General features: G+C 55.7%; 29 protein-coding genes and 1 pseudogene. 22 read left to right on the top strand and 8 right to left on the bottom strand.

Going from position 1 to position 19,234, the window contains the following annotated elements:
- Positions 1–224 precede the first annotated feature (224 nt).
- From HTUR_RS23850 to HTUR_RS23835, 4 genes are all read left to right on the top strand, one after another.
- A complete protein-coding gene (locus HTUR_RS23850) occupies positions 225–494 on the top strand; it encodes an AbrB/MazE/SpoVT family DNA-binding domain-containing protein (protein ID WP_012945935.1) in 270 nt (89 codons plus the stop codon).
- The gene (locus HTUR_RS23845; protein WP_012945934.1) at positions 495–851 is read left to right on the top strand and encodes a type II toxin-antitoxin system PemK/MazF family toxin; all 357 of its coding nucleotides are present in this window, start codon (positions 495–497) and stop codon (positions 849–851) included.
- A gap of 550 nt (positions 852–1,401) precedes the next feature.
- Positions 1,402–1,749, top strand: a complete 348-nt coding sequence (locus HTUR_RS26420) for an SWIM zinc finger family protein (RefSeq protein ID WP_012945932.1) — start codon at positions 1,402–1,404, stop codon at positions 1,747–1,749.
- A gap of 364 nt (positions 1,750–2,113) precedes the next feature.
- A complete protein-coding gene (locus HTUR_RS23835) occupies positions 2,114–2,494 on the top strand; it encodes a DUF1428 domain-containing protein (RefSeq protein WP_012945931.1) in 381 nt (126 codons plus the stop codon).
- 405 nt (positions 2,495–2,899) lie between these two features.
- Here HTUR_RS23835 and HTUR_RS23830 read toward each other — a convergent pair whose 3' ends face one another.
- Positions 2,900–3,514 carry an SAM-dependent methyltransferase gene (locus HTUR_RS23830; RefSeq protein WP_012945930.1) on the bottom strand — a complete coding sequence of 205 codons (615 nt, stop codon included), beginning with the start codon at positions 3,512–3,514 and terminating at the stop codon, positions 2,900–2,902.
- Between the two features lie 364 nt (positions 3,515–3,878).
- Between HTUR_RS23830 and HTUR_RS23825 the strand changes: the two genes are divergently transcribed.
- The 10 genes from HTUR_RS23825 (at position 3,879) to HTUR_RS26415 (ending at position 7,698) form a co-directional block, all read left to right on the top strand.
- Positions 3,879–4,520, top strand: a complete 642-nt coding sequence (locus tag HTUR_RS23825) for a hypothetical protein (RefSeq protein WP_012945929.1) — start codon at positions 3,879–3,881, stop codon at positions 4,518–4,520.
- Complete coding sequence (locus HTUR_RS23820) at positions 4,517–4,981, top strand: hypothetical protein (RefSeq protein WP_012945928.1); 465 nt, start codon at positions 4,517–4,519, stop codon at positions 4,979–4,981. Before HTUR_RS23825 ends, HTUR_RS23820 begins: the two co-directional genes overlap by 4 nt.
- Positions 4,981–5,325, top strand: a complete 345-nt coding sequence (locus HTUR_RS23815; RefSeq protein ID WP_012945927.1) for a hypothetical protein — start codon at positions 4,981–4,983, stop codon at positions 5,323–5,325. Before HTUR_RS23820 ends, HTUR_RS23815 begins: the two co-directional genes overlap by 1 nt.
- Complete coding sequence (locus HTUR_RS23810; protein WP_012945926.1) at positions 5,325–5,711, top strand: DUF7567 family protein; 387 nt, start codon at positions 5,325–5,327, stop codon at positions 5,709–5,711. The genes HTUR_RS23815 and HTUR_RS23810 overlap by 1 nt, the downstream gene beginning before the upstream one ends.
- Positions 5,712–5,907: 196 nt before the next feature.
- Positions 5,908–6,132, top strand: coding sequence for a hypothetical protein (locus tag HTUR_RS23805; RefSeq protein ID WP_226377575.1), 225 nt, complete (start codon positions 5,908–5,910; stop codon positions 6,130–6,132).
- Positions 6,132–6,308 (top strand): hypothetical protein, encoded by a 177-nt coding sequence (locus HTUR_RS27755; protein WP_012945924.1) that lies wholly within the window; start codon positions 6,132–6,134, stop codon positions 6,306–6,308. The genes HTUR_RS23805 and HTUR_RS27755 overlap by 1 nt, the downstream gene beginning before the upstream one ends.
- A gap of 2 nt (positions 6,309–6,310) precedes the next feature.
- Entirely contained in the window at positions 6,311–6,472 is a 162-nt protein-coding gene (locus HTUR_RS28880; RefSeq protein WP_012945923.1) for a DUF7563 family protein, read from the top strand.
- Entirely contained in the window at positions 6,462–6,716 is a 255-nt protein-coding gene (locus HTUR_RS23800) for a HalOD1 output domain-containing protein (protein WP_012945922.1), read from the top strand. Before HTUR_RS28880 ends, HTUR_RS23800 begins: the two co-directional genes overlap by 11 nt.
- A gap of 122 nt (positions 6,717–6,838) precedes the next feature.
- On the top strand, positions 6,839–6,994 hold the full coding sequence (locus HTUR_RS27750) for a hypothetical protein (RefSeq protein WP_012945921.1): 156 nt from the start codon (positions 6,839–6,841) through the stop codon (positions 6,992–6,994).
- Positions 6,995–7,380: 386 nt separating this feature from the next.
- Complete coding sequence (locus HTUR_RS26415) at positions 7,381–7,698, top strand: hypothetical protein (protein WP_012945920.1); 318 nt, start codon at positions 7,381–7,383, stop codon at positions 7,696–7,698.
- Between the two features lie 444 nt (positions 7,699–8,142).
- On the opposite strand, the gene HTUR_RS23790 is transcribed toward HTUR_RS26415, so the two are convergent.
- Positions 8,143–8,526, bottom strand: coding sequence for a hypothetical protein (locus HTUR_RS23790; protein ID WP_012945919.1), 384 nt, complete (start codon positions 8,524–8,526; stop codon positions 8,143–8,145).
- Positions 8,527–9,201: 675 nt separating this feature from the next.
- Between HTUR_RS23790 and HTUR_RS23785 the strand changes: the two genes are divergently transcribed.
- The 7 genes and pseudogenes from HTUR_RS23785 to HTUR_RS23765 all read left to right on the top strand — a co-directional run bounded on the left by HTUR_RS23785 (position 9,202) and on the right by HTUR_RS23765 (position 13,234).
- Positions 9,202–9,537, top strand: a complete 336-nt coding sequence (locus HTUR_RS23785) for a hypothetical protein (protein ID WP_012945917.1) — start codon at positions 9,202–9,204, stop codon at positions 9,535–9,537.
- A 307-nt stretch (positions 9,538–9,844) separates the two neighbouring features.
- Positions 9,845–10,876 carry a hypothetical protein gene (locus HTUR_RS23780; RefSeq protein WP_012945916.1) on the top strand — a complete coding sequence of 344 codons (1,032 nt, stop codon included), beginning with the start codon at positions 9,845–9,847 and terminating at the stop codon, positions 10,874–10,876.
- Positions 10,877–10,985: 109 nt separating this feature from the next.
- On the top strand, positions 10,986–11,195 hold the full coding sequence (locus tag HTUR_RS23775) for a hypothetical protein (RefSeq protein ID WP_012945915.1): 210 nt from the start codon (positions 10,986–10,988) through the stop codon (positions 11,193–11,195).
- A gap of 6 nt (positions 11,196–11,201) precedes the next feature.
- Positions 11,202–11,342: pseudogene (locus tag HTUR_RS28875) on the top strand (DUF6610 family protein); the annotation flags it as partial.
- A gap of 108 nt (positions 11,343–11,450) precedes the next feature.
- The gene (locus HTUR_RS23770) at positions 11,451–12,383 is read left to right on the top strand and encodes an ImmA/IrrE family metallo-endopeptidase (RefSeq protein WP_012945914.1); all 933 of its coding nucleotides are present in this window, start codon (positions 11,451–11,453) and stop codon (positions 12,381–12,383) included.
- 80 nt (positions 12,384–12,463) lie between these two features.
- Entirely contained in the window at positions 12,464–12,664 is a 201-nt protein-coding gene (locus HTUR_RS27080; RefSeq protein WP_148225481.1) for a hypothetical protein, read from the top strand.
- 186 nt (positions 12,665–12,850) lie between these two features.
- A complete protein-coding gene (locus HTUR_RS23765) occupies positions 12,851–13,234 on the top strand; it encodes a hypothetical protein (protein WP_012945913.1) in 384 nt (127 codons plus the stop codon).
- Between the two features lie 541 nt (positions 13,235–13,775).
- Here HTUR_RS23765 and HTUR_RS23760 read toward each other — a convergent pair.
- From HTUR_RS23760 to HTUR_RS23740, 5 genes are all read right to left on the bottom strand, one after another.
- Positions 13,776–13,964, bottom strand: a complete 189-nt coding sequence (locus tag HTUR_RS23760; RefSeq protein WP_012945912.1) for a hypothetical protein — start codon at positions 13,962–13,964, stop codon at positions 13,776–13,778.
- A 948-nt stretch (positions 13,965–14,912) separates the two neighbouring features.
- A complete protein-coding gene (locus HTUR_RS23755; protein ID WP_012945910.1) occupies positions 14,913–15,368 on the bottom strand; it encodes a hypothetical protein in 456 nt (151 codons plus the stop codon).
- 62 nt (positions 15,369–15,430) lie between these two features.
- Positions 15,431–15,901 (bottom strand): hypothetical protein, encoded by a 471-nt coding sequence (locus tag HTUR_RS23750; protein ID WP_012945909.1) that lies wholly within the window; start codon positions 15,899–15,901, stop codon positions 15,431–15,433.
- Entirely contained in the window at positions 15,898–16,749 is an 852-nt protein-coding gene (locus HTUR_RS23745) for a ParA family protein (RefSeq protein WP_012945908.1), read from the bottom strand. Before HTUR_RS23745 ends, HTUR_RS23750 begins: the two co-directional genes overlap by 4 nt.
- A 265-nt stretch (positions 16,750–17,014) precedes the next feature.
- Positions 17,015–17,410 (bottom strand): CopG family ribbon-helix-helix protein, encoded by a 396-nt coding sequence (locus HTUR_RS23740; RefSeq protein WP_012945907.1) that lies wholly within the window; start codon positions 17,408–17,410, stop codon positions 17,015–17,017.
- A gap of 103 nt (positions 17,411–17,513) precedes the next feature.
- On the opposite strand from HTUR_RS23740, the gene HTUR_RS23735 reads away from it, so the two are divergent.
- Positions 17,514–18,320 carry a hypothetical protein gene (locus tag HTUR_RS23735; protein WP_012945906.1) on the top strand — a complete coding sequence of 269 codons (807 nt, stop codon included), beginning with the start codon at positions 17,514–17,516 and terminating at the stop codon, positions 18,318–18,320.
- Between the two features lie 26 nt (positions 18,321–18,346).
- On the opposite strand, the gene HTUR_RS23730 is transcribed toward HTUR_RS23735, so the two are convergent.
- A complete protein-coding gene (locus HTUR_RS23730) occupies positions 18,347–18,733 on the bottom strand; it encodes a hypothetical protein (protein WP_148225480.1) in 387 nt (128 codons plus the stop codon).
- Positions 18,734–19,234: the final 501 nt, after the last annotated feature.

Genomic DNA, 19,234 nt, shown 5'->3' with positions numbered 1-19,234 from the left:
TGGCGTGCGTGGAGCAATTTCAGAAGCATCGACGAGGATCAGTTGAGCGAGGAAGATCGAGAGAGAAACGCTGATGCAGTAGCACTCCTTGAAGACGTATCGCTCTTGGAGAGTGGAGGACGCTCAGAATCCTCAGGGTCCAGCACGGCCGGGCGATTGGCCAGCCAAGCAATTGCCTCCGCCCGCCCGATATCCTTTTGAGTATGGATATGATATGAATATGTATGGGCGAGGTAAAGAAACGACGTGTTGGCGACCGCGGGCAGATCACTCTCCCAAAGGAACTACGCGAAGAATTTGACATTGGCGGCGGTGACGAGATAGAAATCCGCAAAGAGTCGGGGAAAATCGTTATCGAGAAACCGATCACTCGGGACGATCTAGCGGCCGGGTATCGTGCGCGGGCCGATCAGCTTCGAGACCTCGATGAGGAGATGGACGGCGTTTCGCAAGAGGCCGACGAGTATCTCGGCGACGTCCCGGAGTGGGAATAGATGGAGGTGCGCCGGGGAGACATTGTGATCGTTGAGCTCGACCCGACGAAAGGATCGGAGCAGCGGGGGACGCGACCATGTCTCGTTGTCCAGAATAACGTCGGGAACGAAAACGCACCCACAACGATCATTGTCCCGTTCACGACGTCGGTTGATGACAATTTGTATCCGTTCGAAGTGCTCATAACGGCCGATGAAAGCCACCTTCGCGAGGACTCCGTCGCGATGTGCAGTCAGATCCGAACTGTGTCGATCGAACACCGGATCAAAAACGTCGTCGGATCCATCCCCGATGAGCGGATGAATGAGGTTGATAGTGCACTCGAGTATAGCCTCGGGCTGCGCGGCTCGTGGTAGTTTCCCGGACAACTAACGCACCCGAGCAGGCCCTTCACTCTCGTCTTTTACGGGGGTGGCTGTTCTAGTGCGTCGTTTCCATCCCACTCCACCCAACCCACCGCTTCCCACCCACCTCCAAGTCTCGGGCTGCTCACTGCGCTCACCTCGCTCCCATCGGTTGCTGCGTTCGCTCGTTGTGCTGCTGGGCCTTCCTTGTTGGTTCTCGTTCACGCTTTGGACGTCCGCTCTCTGAACAGCCGGTGGCGTTGTTCGCTCCCTGAAAGGGGTAGAGGAATCAAAGACGATGCAAACTGCCAGCCGGATCACGAACCCACTCGCCGTTGAGTTCACTACCGAGTCCGATTCGACCGTCGAGCATTCTCGCTTCGGCGTATTCGACGCGCCTGAGCACACTAACACGAGCTGTGACTACTGCGGGAAGTTCGGGCTTGTTCCGACCCAGAGCTGTGAAACTGCCTGTGACCTCGGCGTTCAACTCATCTGCTCCGACTGTGAGAGCGCGTAACTCGAGACGATCGACCAGTCTAGCGGTAGTTACTCCCAATCTATGTCACTATCACCATCAGCACATCCGATCGAACGACTTGACCCGACTCAGCGGACGCTCCGACGCGCCCAGTACGAAGCCTTCGAGTTCGAACTTGTCGCGCAGGGTGTCCTCGTTCGCAACGCCAGTCACGCAAATCCCGAGGACCACGAGTACCTAGTGACGATCGAGGACGGCTTGCCGCACAGCTGTCCGTGTCCAGCAGACGAACACCACCAGGGTGCATGCAAACATCGGGTTGCAGTCGCGATCCGAACGTCCGTTCTCGAGGCTGCACGCAACGCACAGCGGATTCGAGAACTCGAGGCCTGCGGGTTGCAGGCCACAGCGAGTCCGCCGGCGTCGTGAGTTACCCCACGAGAGGGTATCAGAGAACGATCCACATGACGTTCTTTTAACCTGGAGCGAACTATCTGTTCACTACACTTGCGAACTTACCACTGTAATTTCTGTCAGGTACCAATGGAATTTTGAGAATCGTACTGAATACAGGGTGCGAATGTAGCACGAGATTCAGCTCGGTTTGCGAAGATAGTGATCGCTCAGTAGCGGCCGTACAGTTACCGAAATCGTACTATACTTCTCTCTATACTGTTAAAAACAGCGTGTTATGTACAGTGGATGTATATAACGAGAGAAAATATACCAGTGAGATATATCTCGGTTGGTAGGAAAAAAGTTCAACTTCTGTCGCGTCTTCCATGCACAAGTTATGGAACGATACGTCGATGGATTCGTCCTCCCTGTTCCGAACGACAAGCTCGATTCGTACCGGGAAATGGCCGATGAGGCCGGCAAACTCTGGATCGAACACGGTGCTCTCGAGTACTTCGAAGGGGTTGGAGACGACATGGAGCCAGATATGGACGAGATGTCGATACGGACCTTCCCACAGCTCGCCGAAACCGGGGACGACGAAACGGTCGTGTTCTCCTTTATTGTGTTCGAGTCTCGGGAGCACCGCGACAAGGTGAACACGAAGGTGATGGATGATTCCGCGATGGACCCAGAACAGTTCACCGAGGACATGCCTTTCGACTCGGAGCGTATGGCCTACGGCGGCTTCCGCTCCATCGTTAATTACGAGGATTGATGAAAGAGACTGATCGAGGACCAGACCGATCCATGCCTCGATACGAATACCGATGCAATTGCCGTTAACGGAGCATTCGATACTGCTGGCCTAGCGAAACACGCGCTGCGTATCGGGTACACTGTTTGAAAATGATCACAATTTGATGGGAAAGCTCGGTCAATGTGCACACCTACTCAACGGGACATCCGCACAAAGGAACTGGAAGAAATGAAAATTGCTTGCTATATACACCCTCTGTATCCATCGCGCTATTTGTGACAGTTTTCGGGAATATCGCGGAGCCATTGCTGAATAGAACGCGCGTATCTCGCACGATAGTAGCCCAGAAGCGCGGGCAGGGGAATCGTTCGAACCAGCGTCTACGTGTAACAGATGGCGCAGGTGGACGGATAGATCGACGGTTTAGTTTGGTTTCCGTGCGAACAGTATCTCTGCTGCGTGTCGGTGGGGTTCACTCCCCGATTCGTCGTCAAAGATCACCTCTTCAAATTCGAGGACCTCCCAGTCACGGTAGTATTTCATCAGCTCGCCTCGTGCGTAGAAATACTCGCGTTCCGTCCAGTCCGGTGCGGTCGGAACGTCAGGATGATCCACGAAAGCGAACATTGCGTGAACCCCATCGACAGTCGTTTTCTCTTTGAAGTGGTTGAACTGTCGGTCCCGGTTCTCAGGTCGGATATATTGAATCGCACCGGCCGAATAAACTACGTCAACCGCTTCGGGGAAGGTGGCGTCGTTTGCATCAGCTTCGATTGTCTGGAGGGACACCTTTCGCTCGTTGGCAAGACGTTTGGCCTTCGCCAGGCCGTTCGGAGAAACCTCCATCGCATACACGTTCCATCCTTGTTCTGCAAAAAACACCGCGTCCCGACCTTCACCGGCTCCAACGTCAATCACCGTTATGCCAGAATTGGCCTGTGAAGCAATTTCCGCCGTCTTCTCGGCCATATCGTTTGGCTCTCTACCCCAGTAATACTCCTCCCGTCCGTATACTTGCTCTCGGTCGGCGAACTTCATGGCTCGATCTTTCCTTCAGGCAGTTTAATGGCTCTGATACATTCCCAAACCTCCTCATTGACCGTTCCAGTCGGTGCTATCCGAATTAAATAGCTCTGCGTGCTAACCACATCCTCTGCATTCAGTATGCTGTTTTTGACAGCTATCAGAGAGGTAAATAGCCGATCCGGTAACACCTTCGTCTGTACTTGCCGTTTGTCGGGTAGTCACAGAGAAAGGGTATAGGAACTTTTCTATGACACCCTGCCACGAGGTGAAAATGACACTAAATCGTGGGGTAACTTCGCCAGAGTCGACCAGCATCCGCACGAACGTACCGCACGTGGTGTTGTTGCACCCTCGAGAGGGATGGAGGGTATCACAGATGTCACGAGCAGACGAGACGGCAGCACAGCCAACGGAAACACCCAACGAAGCGCAGTCAACCGACTGCACGACGCCGCTTCCACGACGGTTCCTCGCGACTGCCAATGGGCCGATTACCCGGATCACTGATTATGGTGACGAGACGACCGAGCGTGTTCGCGCCGACATCTCAATCGAGTACTCGATCGAGACGCTCGAAGAGTTCGCCACGTTCTGGAAGTTCCGTGATTACCGCAGCTGGAAGCGAGCGGCTCTCGAGGCTCTCCTTGAGAGACAGGAACCCGACGCTGTGACGTACGCCGTCGACGAGGATGACCTCGAAGAGTGGGACGTCATGGTCGACGGACGTGTTGAGGCATTTGCGGGACTCGTCGAGACGATGGCCGACTACACAGGACGAGATCCTTCTTGTCGAGATGCAATCCCTCATCAGATTGCAGCTCGGATCAACGGTCTCACCGATGGTCGCCAGACGACTGACGACGTTCTCACGGAGTTTGCTGACGAGTTGCACCAGGCAGAGTTGTGGGGGGTTGGAGCGCACCTTGCGCTCCTGAACGTCAGACACGCCCACCACGAGCCGATTGAACAGCAGGCCGCAACGCTTGCTCGCACTCTCAGTGACGAGGTGAGCCGATGAACGAACAGTCGATCAAACTTGGTGACGTCTGCTTGGACCTCGCACAGGGGCGACCAGTCCACGTGATCGCAGATACTGGACAGACGGTAGCTGAGTGGTCTGAGGTGAACAACTACAATCTGCTCGATAACTACGGGAACTCGCGATTCGACACAACCAACGATGAGCGCGTATTCGATGTCGTCTACTGTTCAAATCTGAAGTCCAGGCCTTCGAAAACCTACGCGTATCCCGAGTCACGGCTTGGTCGCATCAAAAGTGAAGCAGCTGATGCTGGCCGCCAGGTCGCCGATCGGATGGTCGTCACCGTCTTTGAGAAGCTGTTCGAACGAGCAGCCACGGACGACGATAGAGCCGTGGCCGTCCTCGAGCGCTATGCCACCGACGTCGGATATGCGGACGAGGCTGCTGAAGCGCGCGAACTGGCCGAGATCGATCGGATCATCGGAGGTGAGGTCTGATGGTGGCAGATCTGCTGACGTATGTCGACGAGATTGACGCACCCGTGGACACGCTCACCGAATCGCAAGTGTGGGCGCTTCGCCAGGGCATTCAGGCGGCGATCGATTGCGGTGACGAGAGTCTCTCACTTCCGTCGAGAGCACTCTCACCAGGTCGATGGCATCATTGGGGGATTGGCGTCTCTATCTGGCTCCACGACAGCGGTGTCGTCGTCCTCCAGAAGGACGGGAACACGATTGTGACCGACATCTCGATGCTCGAGCACGTTTCGCTGGTACTGGCTGGTGCCCACGCCAGGATCGGTCGCGTGACGCGGATCGGTCCAGATAGAGGTGACGAGTGATGGCGATCGTCGACACTGAAGAGCGGTATGCTGGTGCGTTCGACACGGTGAAGTGTCCTGTCTGTGGCTCCGACGAATGGACACATCTTGTCTACCAGGGCGTTTTCTGTGCGACCTGCAACACTCGGTGTACGCTGCGTGAACCGTCTGGCGACCAGGGCTTCATCGCCGAGTTCGACAGCCAGTACACGTGGTCCATCGAAGAGGCTGAGCCGATTCCCGAGACTGATGAGTACGGCGCGCTCGCATCAGGCAAGTGGCTTGGGACCGAATCTCGCGGCTACGATCGCTACTGGTTTTCGGCGTATGAAGATCACGTTGACGGACACGAGAGCGAGTGGGAGCCAGTGTGGGATCGAGAGACAGTGACCCCAGAAGCTGACTAGAGCTCAATCAGACACGAAGACACCCAGCGACAGCACTGGACGCCCAGCTCTCCGCTCGGTGGTGTTGTTCTCCCCTCGAGAGGGGTGGAGGGTTTGACAGATGAATCGATTCAGAGAGCTGAAGCAGATTGTACAGCGAGCAGAACATTACGAAACCGAAGCAGCCCGCAAACGGCGCTTGCGTGCGGAAGCCGAGGTGACTGCTCGTACAGAGCGGTTAGTTCCCGACGGCGGGACCGTAGCCGCCGAGGCTACTCAGAGTGAGCCCGAGAAACCGACGTACACGCGGCATGTCGAACCGCCGGAACAGGGCGGGAAGGCGTACGTCCGGTGTACGTACTGCGAACGCGAGCTGCTGGTCGAACTCGGTGGACAGGACAACCTGTCGCATGCGCCCGGCTGCCCGGAGAGTGAGTCGTGATGAGTGACCCCGTCGGCAGCTGGTCTGACGAGCAGATGCAGGCCGAACTCGAAGCAGTGCTGGCCGATTTGCAAACGCTCGATGAGCACCTAGTCGAACCGTTGACCCTCGCAGACTCGATCATCGAACTCGAGGCGACGCGTGCGATGTACGAACACGCGGTTATGGAGGCCTGACGATGCCTGAGTGTTCGAACTGTGGCGCGCACGTCACAGAACAGTATAAGCGGGTATTTTCGGACAACACCGGAACGCTCCACGCCTGTCCGAACTGCCGATCCCAGCGCGAGCGATTTTCAGGAGCAGGGGCCGGACTAGCGGAGGTGAATCATGAATACTGAGCACCTTGAATACGAATGGTCGGAAACGCCGCCGAGCATTGCAATTATCGAAGCAATCGCGAGTCTCGAAAACTGCCCGTCAACCGAGCTGGGACCAACCCACGGGATCGTCTTGTCCGACACGATCGACCCTGAGGCGCTTGATCGACTCGTCACAACCGGCGAATCGGTGTCGGTCGCGTTCTCAGTCGGTGAGTACGACGTCAAACTCACCGAGAAGATGCTGCTCGTTCGCGACACCTGAGACGCGAACGGTCGATCAACAGTAAGGATTGTACCACGTGGATTCTCTGTGGTGTTGCTCACCCCCTCAGAGGGGTGGAAGGAGCGTGTACAAGCAATACACGCTCTCCAAGACTGATCATCATGCCACTCCTAGACGTATACGAACACACGTTCGACGAAGACGTTCCCCTCTCTGAACAGCCGCCCGTCGGAGACGGGGACAGCGAGGAACAGCTACTGCCCTACGACGGACTCAGCGCAGACAACAACGCCGAGGAGGGTCGATCCTCACCATGACGATCGACAGTCCAGAACACACGTCAGGACGGCAAGTACCAGTACCTCATAAAGCATCCTCAGCTAACTGGCGCTAAAGTGTGAGTTACCGGTTGATTCGCAGAACGGGCAGACACCAAAAGACGAATGGTCTACTGACAAGGTGGGAACAAAGCCATGGAGCGTGTGACAGGGAATCATGGCTTCACTTCAGCTAGTATACATATGCGTATAAAATAGTATCCTCCCCGAAATTGAGGAAGAAGAGATGTCCTGACAGATAATCAAACTGAATGCCTGATAGAATGAATACCATCTGGATCGGATGACAAACGAATGCCATTCGCCTTGAAAAGTCATTCATTTGACAAGAGGGACTATTAAGAAAGAACCATCACTGGACTATAATGGATGACTGTTCGGATCTCACTCAGCGCTACACTTTCCCCGCTCCAATAGATCTCTTTGCTACCTTAGAGTCCTGCAATATCCAGTATTTGGATATCAACGAAACACGTGCACTTGTTATTTTCAGGACTGCCATCCTCAATATCGAAAGCAGTGAAGACGAACTCACTGACCTCCAGAGTGGTGAGATCACGGTGTATGAACTTCCTCGCAATACTGCTGCTAAGGAACTGGAACGAGAAGCCAGTGCAGTCATTGAGCAGTTTCTTGACCAGGTCACCGCTGCAACGGAAGGGACAACCTCGAGTCGCGAATAACACATCCCTATTAGGGCAAAACGTGCCAAGCTTGGTGGTCGTAGCCGAACTCCTGCGGTGATTCTGATTCTTGGATTTCGCTCATGAACCGTTCATACTGCTCGTCGGGCGGTGGTGCAGAAGTCTTCACACACCCTGGGCTGCCAGAACTCGATTTTCCGAAGGGGATTTTCCATTATCGAATATCAGGATATGATATACGAGATCCGGTTGAGTATATGATGAGGGTGATCTCCGAGATCCGTCGCGGTAGTCCTTGAGAACAGTTCTGTACCACCGCCAACCGGGAACAAGCAGTAGACGTACTATATGCATCCGATGAGATGGTACTCGAACGAGCGGATGCTGAACACACGATCACACGACTGCTCGAACGCGGATACCTCTATCAGGTCGATACTTCGGATGAACACTCCAGCCGAGAAGAGATAACAACTCACCTTTCTATTCTTCGTTACTATGCGTCTGAAACGCGTCGTCGGCCATAAGCAAGCAGACCATCGGTACTGACTCGTCCCGGACAAAATGGATCTTCTCCGCTGCCCACTGCTCGATGCGATCCACGACAGGTGGCGGTAGCGTAGTGGCACCGTCGCTGTCAAGCAGAGACTGGCCCAGCTCTGTGAACCGAGAATCGGCGTCGTAGACCGACCGGTGCCTCGTGACCACGAGAGCATCCCGATTCGACCATTCTCCCCAATAAATGAGATCGCCACGGGTCACGGCATCGAACGCAGTCGACGACACGGTCGGTGGGAACGTTCCAACAGCCGGGTTCTCTGTATCTCGTTCAAGGAGACCGGTCGAGTACGAATCATCCGTGCCCATGTCACGAGTCACGGTAACAGCATCCATAATTCTACAGGTAAACGAACAAACTATGGCTTCGAATGCCGCTCCTCACTCTGGGGATCGTGTGCGGTTGCATACGGCTCGTGCGGCTGCAGGGAGGCGCCACCGAATTCAATAAATCCATCACACCAGAGACAGACACTGAACAAAATTGGCAACCCTGCCGAATTATATGTTGACTGAAAGACTGGTGTCTCCTTTTCACAGTACGGACATGGCATGAGTTCAGCACCACTATCCAGCATCTCTTTCCCGACGCCATGGTTGAGTCTGTACCAGCGAACCACGTTCTGAACGATCCTCATGGGTCCTCAATACATCTACGTAGCGTGCAGTCGTAATACTTTGTCTACTGCTAGCAATAAGCATGAAAATAACCGTAAAATAGTACTCACGAAGTAGGTTCAGCCTCCGCGTAGAGCGATGAGACCGGGCAGTTCACGATCGATTCGGAAGCGTGAGCGAGATCGGTCTGGGATGACGCGAGTACGACCGATGTGTTGTTCGACGGTCTCGAGGGGTGAGCCCCATGGAACCAACCATTGACTCCGTGACAGCAGCCGTCACGTGCGAAGATTGTGGCGTTGCTCAACCGTATCATCCGGTTCTGGCGATCGAGTGCTCGTCGTGTGGAGCGAAGCCAGGTCGGAAATGCAACGACCGAGTGGACATCGCATCCGCCAGCCGCATGCCGATCGGATCAACGCCGCGTACGAGACTGGCTACACAAAGTGTCCGTGCAAGACCGACAACGCCGTGATCTGTGCCGGACCGACCGTTCCTGCAGACGTCCCGTTCGACCCTGACACGGTGACGATCGAGGAGACGGATAGTGAAGAGCTACTTGATCCAGATGCGCTCCCGACACTTCCCTGCTCACTCGGTGCCGAGGGTCTTTTCCCCAGTTGGAGCGTCGATGCCGTCGCGACGCTCATCGGCAAGGTCGAGTGCAGACAGCACCCAACAAACATTCTCAGAATTCAGTGATTGCGAGTGATCGAGAAGAGTGGAGTTTCGTTTGGCGAACGCACCGCTGCACAGCGCATTCAGGACTATGGACGAGAGAGAAGAGTCAACTCATCGCCTCGACGATAGAAAAGCAAAACATACGGAAAGCGCGGATGAGGTGTCTCTGACAGCTCTGATCCCCTACATGTGTATTAAACAACACATATTGATAACTCTTTTGATTCGTTGACAAGATTTCATTTCACTTTCACTCCACTACCCGGAGAGTAACGAGGGCAGGGATAAGAGCGAAAATTGACGACACACCGAGAGGTTCCACGACACCATGAACTACGACGATGACGACCGCCGGGAGTTCGCTCCCGAAGACGAAGGTAGTATTGCCCCCGATGCGACCGACTCAAGAGCCGTCGACGATGGTAGCTACGAACATGTCGACGACTCGCTCGAGAACGGTCACGTAGGGTATCCAGACGCTCCTGAACCAGCGTCTCACGAGGACGACTCCACCGCTGAGAATCGGTGCGAGTGTGGCACGGAGATCGCTCACGATCGAACAAAGTGCGACTTCTGCTTCACGAACAGCCTCGACTACGGTGATCTGGCGGTTGAACCCGACACCAAGCGCGAACTGACTGGGCTGGTTCACGTTCTCGTCGACGCGAAAACCGAGCAGAACGCCATCAGCAAAGCTAAAGCCGTTTACAAAGGGTTGACTGATGATCCCTTCACCACCTCTATCGACGGCATCGACGAGTGTGAACTCATCGCCGATCTCGAGGGCGAACTCGTCACACGCTTCACTCGTGAGTGGGGCCAGTTGCCTACTGCCGCCGCTGTCGATACGATCGAAGGGCAACGCCAGCTCGATATCATCCGCCAGAACGCCGGTCACGACTACACCATCGTTGCTGACGAGAGCGCTGACGATGAAGACACCAACAACCGGCCGACGCTCGATCCAGTGCTGTTCGACGCTGAGGGCGAGCCGATCACTGACATCGAGGAGATCGGCCAGCTGATTGCCGGCGGCACGCTCAAGCGAACCAATCCCAACTGGGATACTGCGGAATACCCACGACGGGACGAACCAACACTCACCTGGATCGTTCCCGCAATAGCCCTCGAACACGTCTCCCCACCGGATCGCTCCGAGACCCCCCGTCGCGAGGGGCGAACTCGTCGTAATCTGGAGTGTCGATCGTGTGGAGAGACGACGCGCCACACATTCGGTGGCTTCGATGAAGTACCAGTTCCAGAGATTCCCGACTCGCCGATCTGGGAGTGCACCAGGTGTCAGTCACCTCGACACGGTCCGGATCCTGACAATCCAAGAGAGGACACGCACCACCAGTGAACCAGGAACACGGGCGGCGAGACTCTCTCGCTGCTCCAAGATGACCGTCAGATCAGCGGCACTGTCTCGTGGTGTTGTTTCTCTCCTCGAGAGGTGAGAGGTTCCCACGATGTCTGAAACTGATTGCACTGACGAGCCACTGACGCCAGCACAGCGCCTCGAGTCATCGAATCCCCGGCTTATTGATGCGGGAATCACGACGATCACCGACATGGAGACACTCCAGGCGTGTGTCGCCTATGAAAATCAGCATCAGAAACGCCTTCCGATCCTCAAACTGCTAGCCCAGCGAGCTGAAGAACTTCGCGAGGAGTCGTGACTGGTAACCGATCGTGGCCCGTTCGTAGCCGAGTACGATACTGGTGAGATCTGCGGGTACTGCTCGTACAACTGTTACTTCGAGCATCGGCCGCAGAATCGACTCGAGGAGATCGTCGATGAACAGAGCGTTTTCATCCCGCCGTGAGCCGGTTTTTCACTCGAAATCCGGTGTGCGACGAGAGTGGTGTTGTTGTTCCCCTGAGAGGGGTGAGGCGCTTTCGAGCAGGCGAGAGCGTCAACACAAGTGATTCCAATGGCAGTGACCACAGAGCGAGCAGCCTCGTTCACCGACACCGAGACGCGCAGCGACGAGATGAACAGTACGATCGAAACGTGGGTTGACGACCTTACAGACCTCGTCAACGACGCTGCAGCCAGTGAGGAGTTCAAAGCCTGGCTCGACGTACAGAGCCAATTCCACGACTACTCGTACCGAAATACGCTCCTCATCAAGCACCAGTGTCCCCACGCAACTCGGGTTGCAGGGTACAACACGTGGGCAAACGAGTTCGAGCGCTACGTCCAAGAAGGCGAGAGCGCGATCTGGATCTGGGCACCGATCATCACGAAACAGTGTCCCGAATGCGGAAACTCGCCGAGCTACCACGAAAATAGTGATTGTGAATACGACAAGACGCAGTCCGAGGAGTGGTCGAAAGGGCTTGTCGGGTTCAAACCGACCGCTGTCTTCGATGTCTCGCAGACCGACGGAGAGCCGCTTCCTGATCTCGAAACCGAAGCATATGGAGATGCCAGTAATCTAGTGCCGGCCCTCCTCGAGAGTGCAGAGCAGCTGGATGTCGACGCACAGATTGTCTCCCCTGACGAGTGGTACTATGGGGAAGCGAAGGGAGTCTGCAAGCAACGTTGTCCGATGACCATGCGCCCGCGAGTCGAAGTAAAAGATCGAGACAACCAAGCGGATCTCGCTGGGACACTCATCCACGAGTTCGCCCACGCCTTGTTGCACTTTGATATTGAGGATCGTAATGAGCGGTCAAAACGCGAGCTGGAAGCCGAAGCCGTTGCGTACGTTGTGGGGCGCTACTTCGAGCTAGATATGAGTGGATCAGCGTTCTACCTTGCGGCGTGGAATGGTGACGATCCCGAGGCGATCTCTGACCGGCTTGGCCGGATTAGCAACACGGCCCAAAAGCTAATCGACACGCTCGAACGGCTCTGTTAAAACCCTATTCTTCAGACGTATTTAGCATGAAACACACGCACACTACCGACAGATAGTGATCAGAACGGGGGTGGCGACGCTTGAGTTGGGACCGCGCTGCGATCGACGCTGGCGGTTACTTGAACGCCGGCGTTGCGGAGCAGTCCAACAAGTGCTGGAACGGCGTCGAGGACTGTCCGGGACCGGACGCCGACGTCCTGCCGTGTCTCGAGTGTCTGACCGAGCGTAGCGACAGAGACTGGCGGGTCGCAACCGACGGAGGAGAAACCGATGTCGAGTGATGGCGACCTCGAGTTCCGCGAGGAGATCCGTCACGTCATCCGCCGGCACGATCCCGACGAGTAGAAGCTCCAAGACCTCGCGAGCGGTCTCGAAAGCCTTGCCAGTCGCTACGAGGCGACCGAAGAGGTACTCTGAGCGATGAGCGGTTCGGGTCGGAGAAGTGCCTCGAGGACGGCGACCCGGTCGTGATCACACTAAACGAGTGGTTCGAGCGCACCGAGAACGGCTCACAGGAGCACACGTTGTGGGACTCGAACGACTCGAACCGACGCTTCGAAACCTGCTTCTGCGAGAACTGCGGGACTGACTGCAACGGGAATCATTGCAACAAGTCCCTCGAGAAGCTCAAACCGCTCGCGAAGAACATCTACCGCTACATCACCCTCGAGACTGAATACGACCTCGACGCCAAGCAGTTCGACACCGCGGTCCGCGAGCTGCAACAACTGCGGTCGGCTCAGGGCAACGAAACGGAGGTTCTCGGCGCGGCGTTCGCCCGAGCTCTCGAGTCTGATCGAGCCACCGCCGACGTGGATCACGCTGTCCGGCCAGTCGCGATCTCCGACTGATCTCGCTCATGTCTTCCGACGCTCAGCCTATCCACCTCAAGAGCCATCGGCGTATCGGCCGACCGTCCACTTCCAGGAGCGACTCCGGGACAAGTACGACGAACACAATCGGCACTTGGACGGCGAAATCGTCGAGAGCTGTATCCGTAACGGCGAGGCCAACCGAACTGGGCCGCACATCTACCACCTCCGCGAGACGTTCGGAGGCGTCAACCTATCGACTTGTGGTCAACGTCCAGCGAAACATCGTCGTTACAGCTCATCCCCTCGCGATCAACATCACGCGGTCCGACATCGTACTCGTAGAGCCAATCAGTTGCCGTCGAGTTAGTCTGGGGAATAGTGACAACCAGCGGCGATTCCAATAAACTCGGAATCGTGGCCGGATTGATAGTGCTTGCGCCGAACGTCTCCACTGTCGCGTAGCACCCACGCGACGTAGCGACCAGTCATCCCACTACCCGCCGACTACACCCTTGCCGCTCAGCTACCGTGGACCGGCCCCATCCTGACCGCTGGGGCTTTTGATACACATAACCGTTTAGCACTCTCGCCCGATCTCGAGTGCTTCGTCGACGTCGCGAGGGTCGACGTCGTACTCGAGGAGTCGATTCGCGGCCAGTTGCCACGCTCTTCTCGAGAGGTCTGAGTCGATCGTTTCATAGTGAACTGAGAACTCCGTCAGCGCGACCGCGACGAGGAGATCGTCGCTGCGATCGTCCAGAGGCATCACTGTCGCTAGCCGCGGCTTCGTATAAACAGTCTCGGCGCTCAGCACCCTACTGGATGGCAGATATTATTATCGTATTAGGTATACTGGATTGAATGAACCATTCTAGGAGCTTATTAGGTGTGACTCCTACTGTCAGAATGCTCGAGCCGGTCGAAACCACCAACTGCCTACCAGCCGGCTCGAGCATCCTCAGCTTTGAGACGAGTCACAATAGTATTTGTCCCAACATATACTCATTCTTGGTTATCTGTCGCAGCACGTTTGTCCGAAACCACCAGACATAAGCACGACTCAGCACTCGAAACAGCCCCAGTCCTTATTACTCTCCTATTGATACTGATTCCTGTCCGGGTAACTTACATCCAACTTCAATCCCCCACTTACCCGGACACTTCTCTTACAGTTACTCAGAGGCACGAGAAAACGCCGAGGGACAACCAGCGCTAGACCCCTATCGAAAGGTGGTATGCCAATCGGGTAGGGGTGCGATCGAAATCGAGACTGGCCATTGACGTTGGAGCGATCTCGATCAGTGGCGGGTTTCGATGTCTCGAGTCGAATGGATAGTCTATCGGCAACGACGGACTCCCCATCCCGCCATCTCGAGCATTCGGTTGGTCCCGATTAAGCTTGGTGGCCGTCTGAGGACTCATACCACCCGATATCGCCTAAATCTATTTTCTGGAAACTCTCCAATATTGTTCAGTACACTTGATTATTCGGATAATCAAGTCTATTCGTAATCCGTGTAGGAAAGGGTTCTCGAGCGACCATACTGGGGGATTAAGCGCTCGAGAGACGTCCATTCCCGGAATCCGCATTCGCGAGTAGCGGTCTCGAGGCGATAACCTCGGAGCCTAATCCTGTTGGACTACACCCGCGAGGGTGGTGTGTTACACCTTCTATATACCACATATCGCTACATGGAACGACAGATTCAGTAGTTCACCGGTCGGGCTGTATGAGGAGCTCTGGTGGGACGATCTCGGATTTGGCGTACAGCTCATCTAACCCGATTGCTCTTGCCACCATACTGCGGTGGTGTCCGTCACCCGTCACATAAAAGCAGTCACCGTACTTCCGGAGTTTCGGCGGAGCTATATTCTGAACCTCAAACTCTTCCTCGAGCAGGCACACCAATATCTTCTTGATTCGGTGCTTTTCCAGTCGGTTCGGTGAGCTGACCGAACCCGCGATTGCCGACGGTGTGATGAAGCCCTCCTCTTCTGGGAACAGATCCTCTTTCCGCTCCCAGTCAATAGTGCTGGTCGGCTCTTTCCACGAGTCCACGATGTTGGTCGGCGATTCAACCTCACCATCGACAGTTCGCTTCAGAAGCTGCTTCGCGCGGGCAGTCTGCTCTGGTGTCAGGGCAAGGGTTTCACCCGATGGTAGATGCATCTATCACCCGAAAGGAAGTACAAGTGCATAAAAACTTCAACAGATAAGACCTATCCCGGAAGTCACTCTGACTCGAAACCCCACCGCTCGAGTTCCTCAGCGACGATCTCGGGCTGACGCATCGCAGCAACGTACGCTGCCTCCCGAACGTCTGTCTTCGAGACGTCGGTCCCGAGCACATCGCTGACTGCGTCGACGAAGTCATCCTCGGCGGTCTGGACGGCCTCACGGAGGTAGAACTGGACCATGTCCCGGCTGTCCTTGACGTTCGACCGCGTGTAGACCCACGGGACACCCGAGTCATCACGACCGGGTTGCGGAAGGTCCAGCTCGTTATCATCAGCAGTCTCGATCGCTTGCTCGACAGCGGCATCGTCAGTGAAAGGTTCGCTCTCGAGTCCCTCATCGAGGTCTTCCGATCGGTCGTCTCGACTGCTCGAGTCGTCGACGTCGTCACCGGTCCCGCCGTCCTGGCCGTCCACTGCATCGTCGTCCCCGCTTCCGAACGGGTCACTGCCGGCGCCTTTCTTCATCGTTCACCGACCTCCGTGATCTCCGCAGCCAGTTGCTCTAACTTCTCGAGGGTATCCATCTCGTGATCGCGCTTGCGACTGCGGTGGTTCTCAACGTAGTACCGAGGTGTGCACTGCTGCTTCCAGCAGCCTTGGAACAGCGACTCGCGCGTGCGGATCGCAACCGGCGCCGGGTAGCCACGGTTGCGGATCTCCTCGAGGTACTCCTGCTGGTCGCTCGTCCGCCCGACACCGTTCGGGACGGCGGCGAGAACGCCAATCTCAACCTGCTCGCCATCGCTCAAGAGCGTCTCCTCGAGGCCACCGACGAGTTCCTCGAGGCCGTAGATGCTCTGCATCCCTTTGCCTGTTGGCTCGATTGGGATCACCAGCGACCGAGTCGCGTTCACTGCGTTGTAGAGATGCGGGCCCGCGGTCGCCGGCGGGTCGACGATGATCGTATCGTACTCGCTGGGGACGTCGGCCTCCAGGAGGACACGCCGCAGCTGGTCAGTTGGATCAAAGTCCTCATCGAGATCGGCAGCCATCTGTTCGGCCCGCGTGAGGAGATCGCCGAGCCGCTCCATCATATTGTGACTCGGAACGATGTCGAAGCTGTAGTCGGTCTCGAGGATGAGGTCCTCAAAGTCGCCCTTCGGCCGGTCGATCAGGTGCCGAACCAGGTTGTCCGCGTCACCGTCATCGCGCGGTGCGTCGATGCCGAGCAAGTGCGTCAACGATCCGTACTGCGGGTCAAGGTCGATCACCAGGACGTTGCGACCGGCTCGAGCGTGCTCGTCGGCGAGTGACGCGGCGAGCGTCGTCTTCCCGACGCCGCCAGCCTCGCTGTAGGTTGCGTATGTGAGCATGACTTATCAAGTAAGCTAATCAGTTATAGTACCCCGTCAGACGTATCGGGTAGGCTAACTGGCTAGCCTAACCGGTTGAGGTAACATTCCACACCGATCCATTAGTACGGTTATATCGATCAGCCTATTCAGACAGATCTTCCCGATAGCCTAACCGATCAGACTAATCGGACAGTATAACGGTAGTCAGTAATATGATGAAAATCACGCTCAGTATAGGTGAAGGACATGCCGAATGTACCTCGCGGAGGTTTCTGGCAGATCGTTATTCCTCGCCGTCCCGGATGACCATCACCTTGACCCGATTGACGCCGTCAAAGTCGCGGAGTCGGTAGGTGAGGTTCCGTACCTGCTCGGCTGGTCCCCGACAAAACAGCGATTCGAGGCACCACTCCCCTTGGTGCGTGTGACTCGTGTTGAGGATCACGTCTTGGTACCCGTGTTGGACTGCGTGGAGTTCCTGTATCACCTCATGGTGGCGATAATCGAACGCGACGAGTGCGACGATCTCCCCGCTCGTCTCTTCGAGGCGGGAGTGAGACTCGATGTACTCCAGCATCGCTTCTCGGACCGCTCGCGACCTGTTTTCGAGGTCCTGCTCTTGCCAGACTCGGTCGAACTCTTCGATGACTTCGTCTGGAATATTGAAACTCGTTCGCATAGGTACTGGCTCGTCGGGATTGTACAAGAGGTTCTCGTATGACGATGTACCCATTTCGGTATTAACAACCGTTATTCGCGCCGGTAGCAGATTTTCAATCAGGATGTTACACGGCGACGCACTCGGTCTCTTCCTCGGAGCGGTCGCTCTCGGTGCCGTTCACGGCATCGAACCGGGTCATGGATGGCCCGTTGCCGCCTCGTACGCTCTCGACCAGACGAACAAGTGGGTGTACGGGTTCGCGGCGAGTCTCATCATCGGCGTCGGCCACCTTATCAGCAGTATCGCGATGGTGGGAGTCTTCTTCTACGCGAAGGACTACTTCGACCTCACGCAGATCAACGAGCCGACGACGATACTCGGTGGTTTCCAAATCGGCGGGCCAGTCAGTCTCGTTGCCGGTGTCCTGCTCATCGCGCTCGGGATTCGTGAATACTCTCACGGTCATTCTCACGACAGTCACGATGATGACGGCCACTCAGCCCATCACGACCACCAACACGATCTGAACGAACATTCCGGCCATTCGCACGATCACGACGATGGACTGGTCAGCCGTTTAAAAGGGTTTATTCCTTTCGTCGGTGGGCACACTCACTCACACGATGACCCGGAAGAGACCGCTGACCGTGGCCTCCTCGGGATTGCGTGGTTCGCGTTCGTTCTCGGGTTCGCCCACGAAGAGGAGTTCGAGATTATTGCGCTCTGCGCCGGGTCAAACCACTGCCTCGAACTGATGAGTGCGTACGCCCTCACCGTCATCGTGGGTATCGTCGGACTGACGATGCTGTTGATTGCAGGCTACCAGCACTCCGAGGAGAAAGTCGAGCAGTACACGCCGTACCTCCCAGCGTTTTCCGCAGCTGTCCTCATCATCATGGGAGTTGGCTTCATCACCGGAGTATTCTGACTTGCCCGTTCAATTCGCACACGTAGTTATCGCTCAGTACCCGTCTCGCGTTGTCGTTCGAACTCGTCCTTGCATTCGATGGAACAGATGGGCCGAGCGTCGTCCTTCAGTTTCCTCTCGAGGCCGTTTCCATTTATCACCACTACTTCGTTATCTTCTATCGAAAAAATCCATCCCTCGTCGTCGTGTTCGTCCGATCCACAAACGACGCACTCCTCGGGTTCAAGCCGCTCAGTGTAGGTGGAGAACCAAGCACTGCTGGTTTTCCCACAGACTGTCTCCCAGATAATCACTACAAGCCTGCAGTGGACGGCCGAATGGCTATCCGTGTTACTGACTAACATTAACATGACCTGTCCCAGCGGATACACACCGTCAACAGGGCAGGTCGTGCAGTTGATCGGCACGGTCACGCTCCCGTGAATGCTCCTGCACTGGACCACTGAGAAATCATCCCGTTCCGTTGGCTGCGTACACGGTGAGGGCAAATGCAGCGACATCCCCACTGCATTTGCCTTTTGAGAACCGTGACGAAAGGTGTGCCGTTCAGTACAGATAACCAAGATACCAACCTCGCTATCTGTTATTAGTCGATCTCCCACTCTGGTCGTTTCTCCTCGAATCGAGGACCTTTCGTCACAATGTATTCGTCTCTCTTCCAATTGACCAATCCCTCCTGCTCTAATTCAGAAAGGGACCAGTCAGAGAGTTGAAGACGGAGTTTCGCTACTTCCTCGTTAGCAGATGGTGGATCACTCCGTGATCGCGCTTTGGGGTACTTAGTATCGCGCATCGGATGTATAAGGAGCTAGTGGCTCTTATTACCCTGACATTTACACTGACTCTCTGTGTGTTGATTAACTGGGTGATTGATTTGCTTCACGCGATCAGTTCGCATCTGTAGTTGCCGTTCA

The organism is Haloterrigena turkmenica DSM 5511 (genome assembly GCF_000025325.1).
GTDB classification, from domain to species: domain Archaea; phylum Halobacteriota; class Halobacteria; order Halobacteriales; family Natrialbaceae; genus Haloterrigena; species Haloterrigena turkmenica.
This window is presented reverse-complemented; position numbering and strand designations above follow the sequence as displayed.

What these genes read in the sequence shown, in the direction of transcription:
- HTUR_RS23800 (WP_012945922.1), top strand. Translation starts at nt 6,462, where the DNA reads ATGAATACTGAGCACCTTGAATACGAATGGTCGGAAACGCCGCCGAGC.
- HTUR_RS26415 (WP_012945920.1), top strand. Translation starts at nt 7,381, where the DNA reads ATGGATGACTGTTCGGATCTCACTCAGCGCTACACTTTCCCCGCTCCA.
- HTUR_RS23790 (WP_012945919.1), bottom strand. Translation starts at nt 8,526, where the DNA reads ATGGGCACGGATGATTCGTACTCGACCGGTCTCCTTGAACGAGATACA.
- HTUR_RS23770 (WP_012945914.1), top strand. Translation starts at nt 11,451, where the DNA reads ATGGCAGTGACCACAGAGCGAGCAGCCTCGTTCACCGACACCGAGACG.
- HTUR_RS23750 (WP_012945909.1), bottom strand. Translation starts at nt 15,901, where the DNA reads ATGAAGAAAGGCGCCGGCAGTGACCCGTTCGGAAGCGGGGACGACGAT.
- HTUR_RS23825 (WP_012945929.1), top strand. Translation starts at nt 3,879, where the DNA reads ATGTCACGAGCAGACGAGACGGCAGCACAGCCAACGGAAACACCCAAC.
- HTUR_RS23815 (WP_012945927.1), top strand. Translation starts at nt 4,981, where the DNA reads ATGGTGGCAGATCTGCTGACGTATGTCGACGAGATTGACGCACCCGTG.
- HTUR_RS23775 (WP_012945915.1), top strand. Translation starts at nt 10,986, where the DNA reads ATGTCTGAAACTGATTGCACTGACGAGCCACTGACGCCAGCACAGCGC.
- HTUR_RS28880 (WP_012945923.1), top strand. Translation starts at nt 6,311, where the DNA reads ATGCCTGAGTGTTCGAACTGTGGCGCGCACGTCACAGAACAGTATAAG.
- HTUR_RS23755 (WP_012945910.1), bottom strand. Translation starts at nt 15,368, where the DNA reads ATGCATCTACCATCGGGTGAAACCCTTGCCCTGACACCAGAGCAGACT.
- HTUR_RS23735 (WP_012945906.1), top strand. Translation starts at nt 17,514, where the DNA reads ATGTTACACGGCGACGCACTCGGTCTCTTCCTCGGAGCGGTCGCTCTC.
- HTUR_RS23845 (WP_012945934.1), top strand. Translation starts at nt 495, where the DNA reads ATGGAGGTGCGCCGGGGAGACATTGTGATCGTTGAGCTCGACCCGACG.
- HTUR_RS23780 (WP_012945916.1), top strand. Translation starts at nt 9,845, where the DNA reads ATGAACTACGACGATGACGACCGCCGGGAGTTCGCTCCCGAAGACGAA.
- HTUR_RS26420 (WP_012945932.1), top strand. Translation starts at nt 1,402, where the DNA reads ATGTCACTATCACCATCAGCACATCCGATCGAACGACTTGACCCGACT.
- HTUR_RS23850 (WP_012945935.1), top strand. Translation starts at nt 225, where the DNA reads ATGGGCGAGGTAAAGAAACGACGTGTTGGCGACCGCGGGCAGATCACT.
- HTUR_RS23820 (WP_012945928.1), top strand. Translation starts at nt 4,517, where the DNA reads ATGAACGAACAGTCGATCAAACTTGGTGACGTCTGCTTGGACCTCGCA.
- HTUR_RS23740 (WP_012945907.1), bottom strand. Translation starts at nt 17,410, where the DNA reads ATGCGAACGAGTTTCAATATTCCAGACGAAGTCATCGAAGAGTTCGAC.
- HTUR_RS27750 (WP_012945921.1), top strand. Translation starts at nt 6,839, where the DNA reads ATGCCACTCCTAGACGTATACGAACACACGTTCGACGAAGACGTTCCC.
- HTUR_RS23835 (WP_012945931.1), top strand. Translation starts at nt 2,114, where the DNA reads ATGGAACGATACGTCGATGGATTCGTCCTCCCTGTTCCGAACGACAAG.
- HTUR_RS23760 (WP_012945912.1), bottom strand. Translation starts at nt 13,964, where the DNA reads ATGCCTCTGGACGATCGCAGCGACGATCTCCTCGTCGCGGTCGCGCTG.
- HTUR_RS23830 (WP_012945930.1), bottom strand. Translation starts at nt 3,514, where the DNA reads ATGAAGTTCGCCGACCGAGAGCAAGTATACGGACGGGAGGAGTATTAC.
- HTUR_RS23810 (WP_012945926.1), top strand. Translation starts at nt 5,325, where the DNA reads ATGGCGATCGTCGACACTGAAGAGCGGTATGCTGGTGCGTTCGACACG.
- HTUR_RS23785 (WP_012945917.1), top strand. Translation starts at nt 9,202, where the DNA reads ATGCAACGACCGAGTGGACATCGCATCCGCCAGCCGCATGCCGATCGG.
- HTUR_RS27755 (WP_012945924.1), top strand. Translation starts at nt 6,132, where the DNA reads ATGAGTGACCCCGTCGGCAGCTGGTCTGACGAGCAGATGCAGGCCGAA.
- HTUR_RS23745 (WP_012945908.1), bottom strand. Translation starts at nt 16,749, where the DNA reads ATGCTCACATACGCAACCTACAGCGAGGCTGGCGGCGTCGGGAAGACG.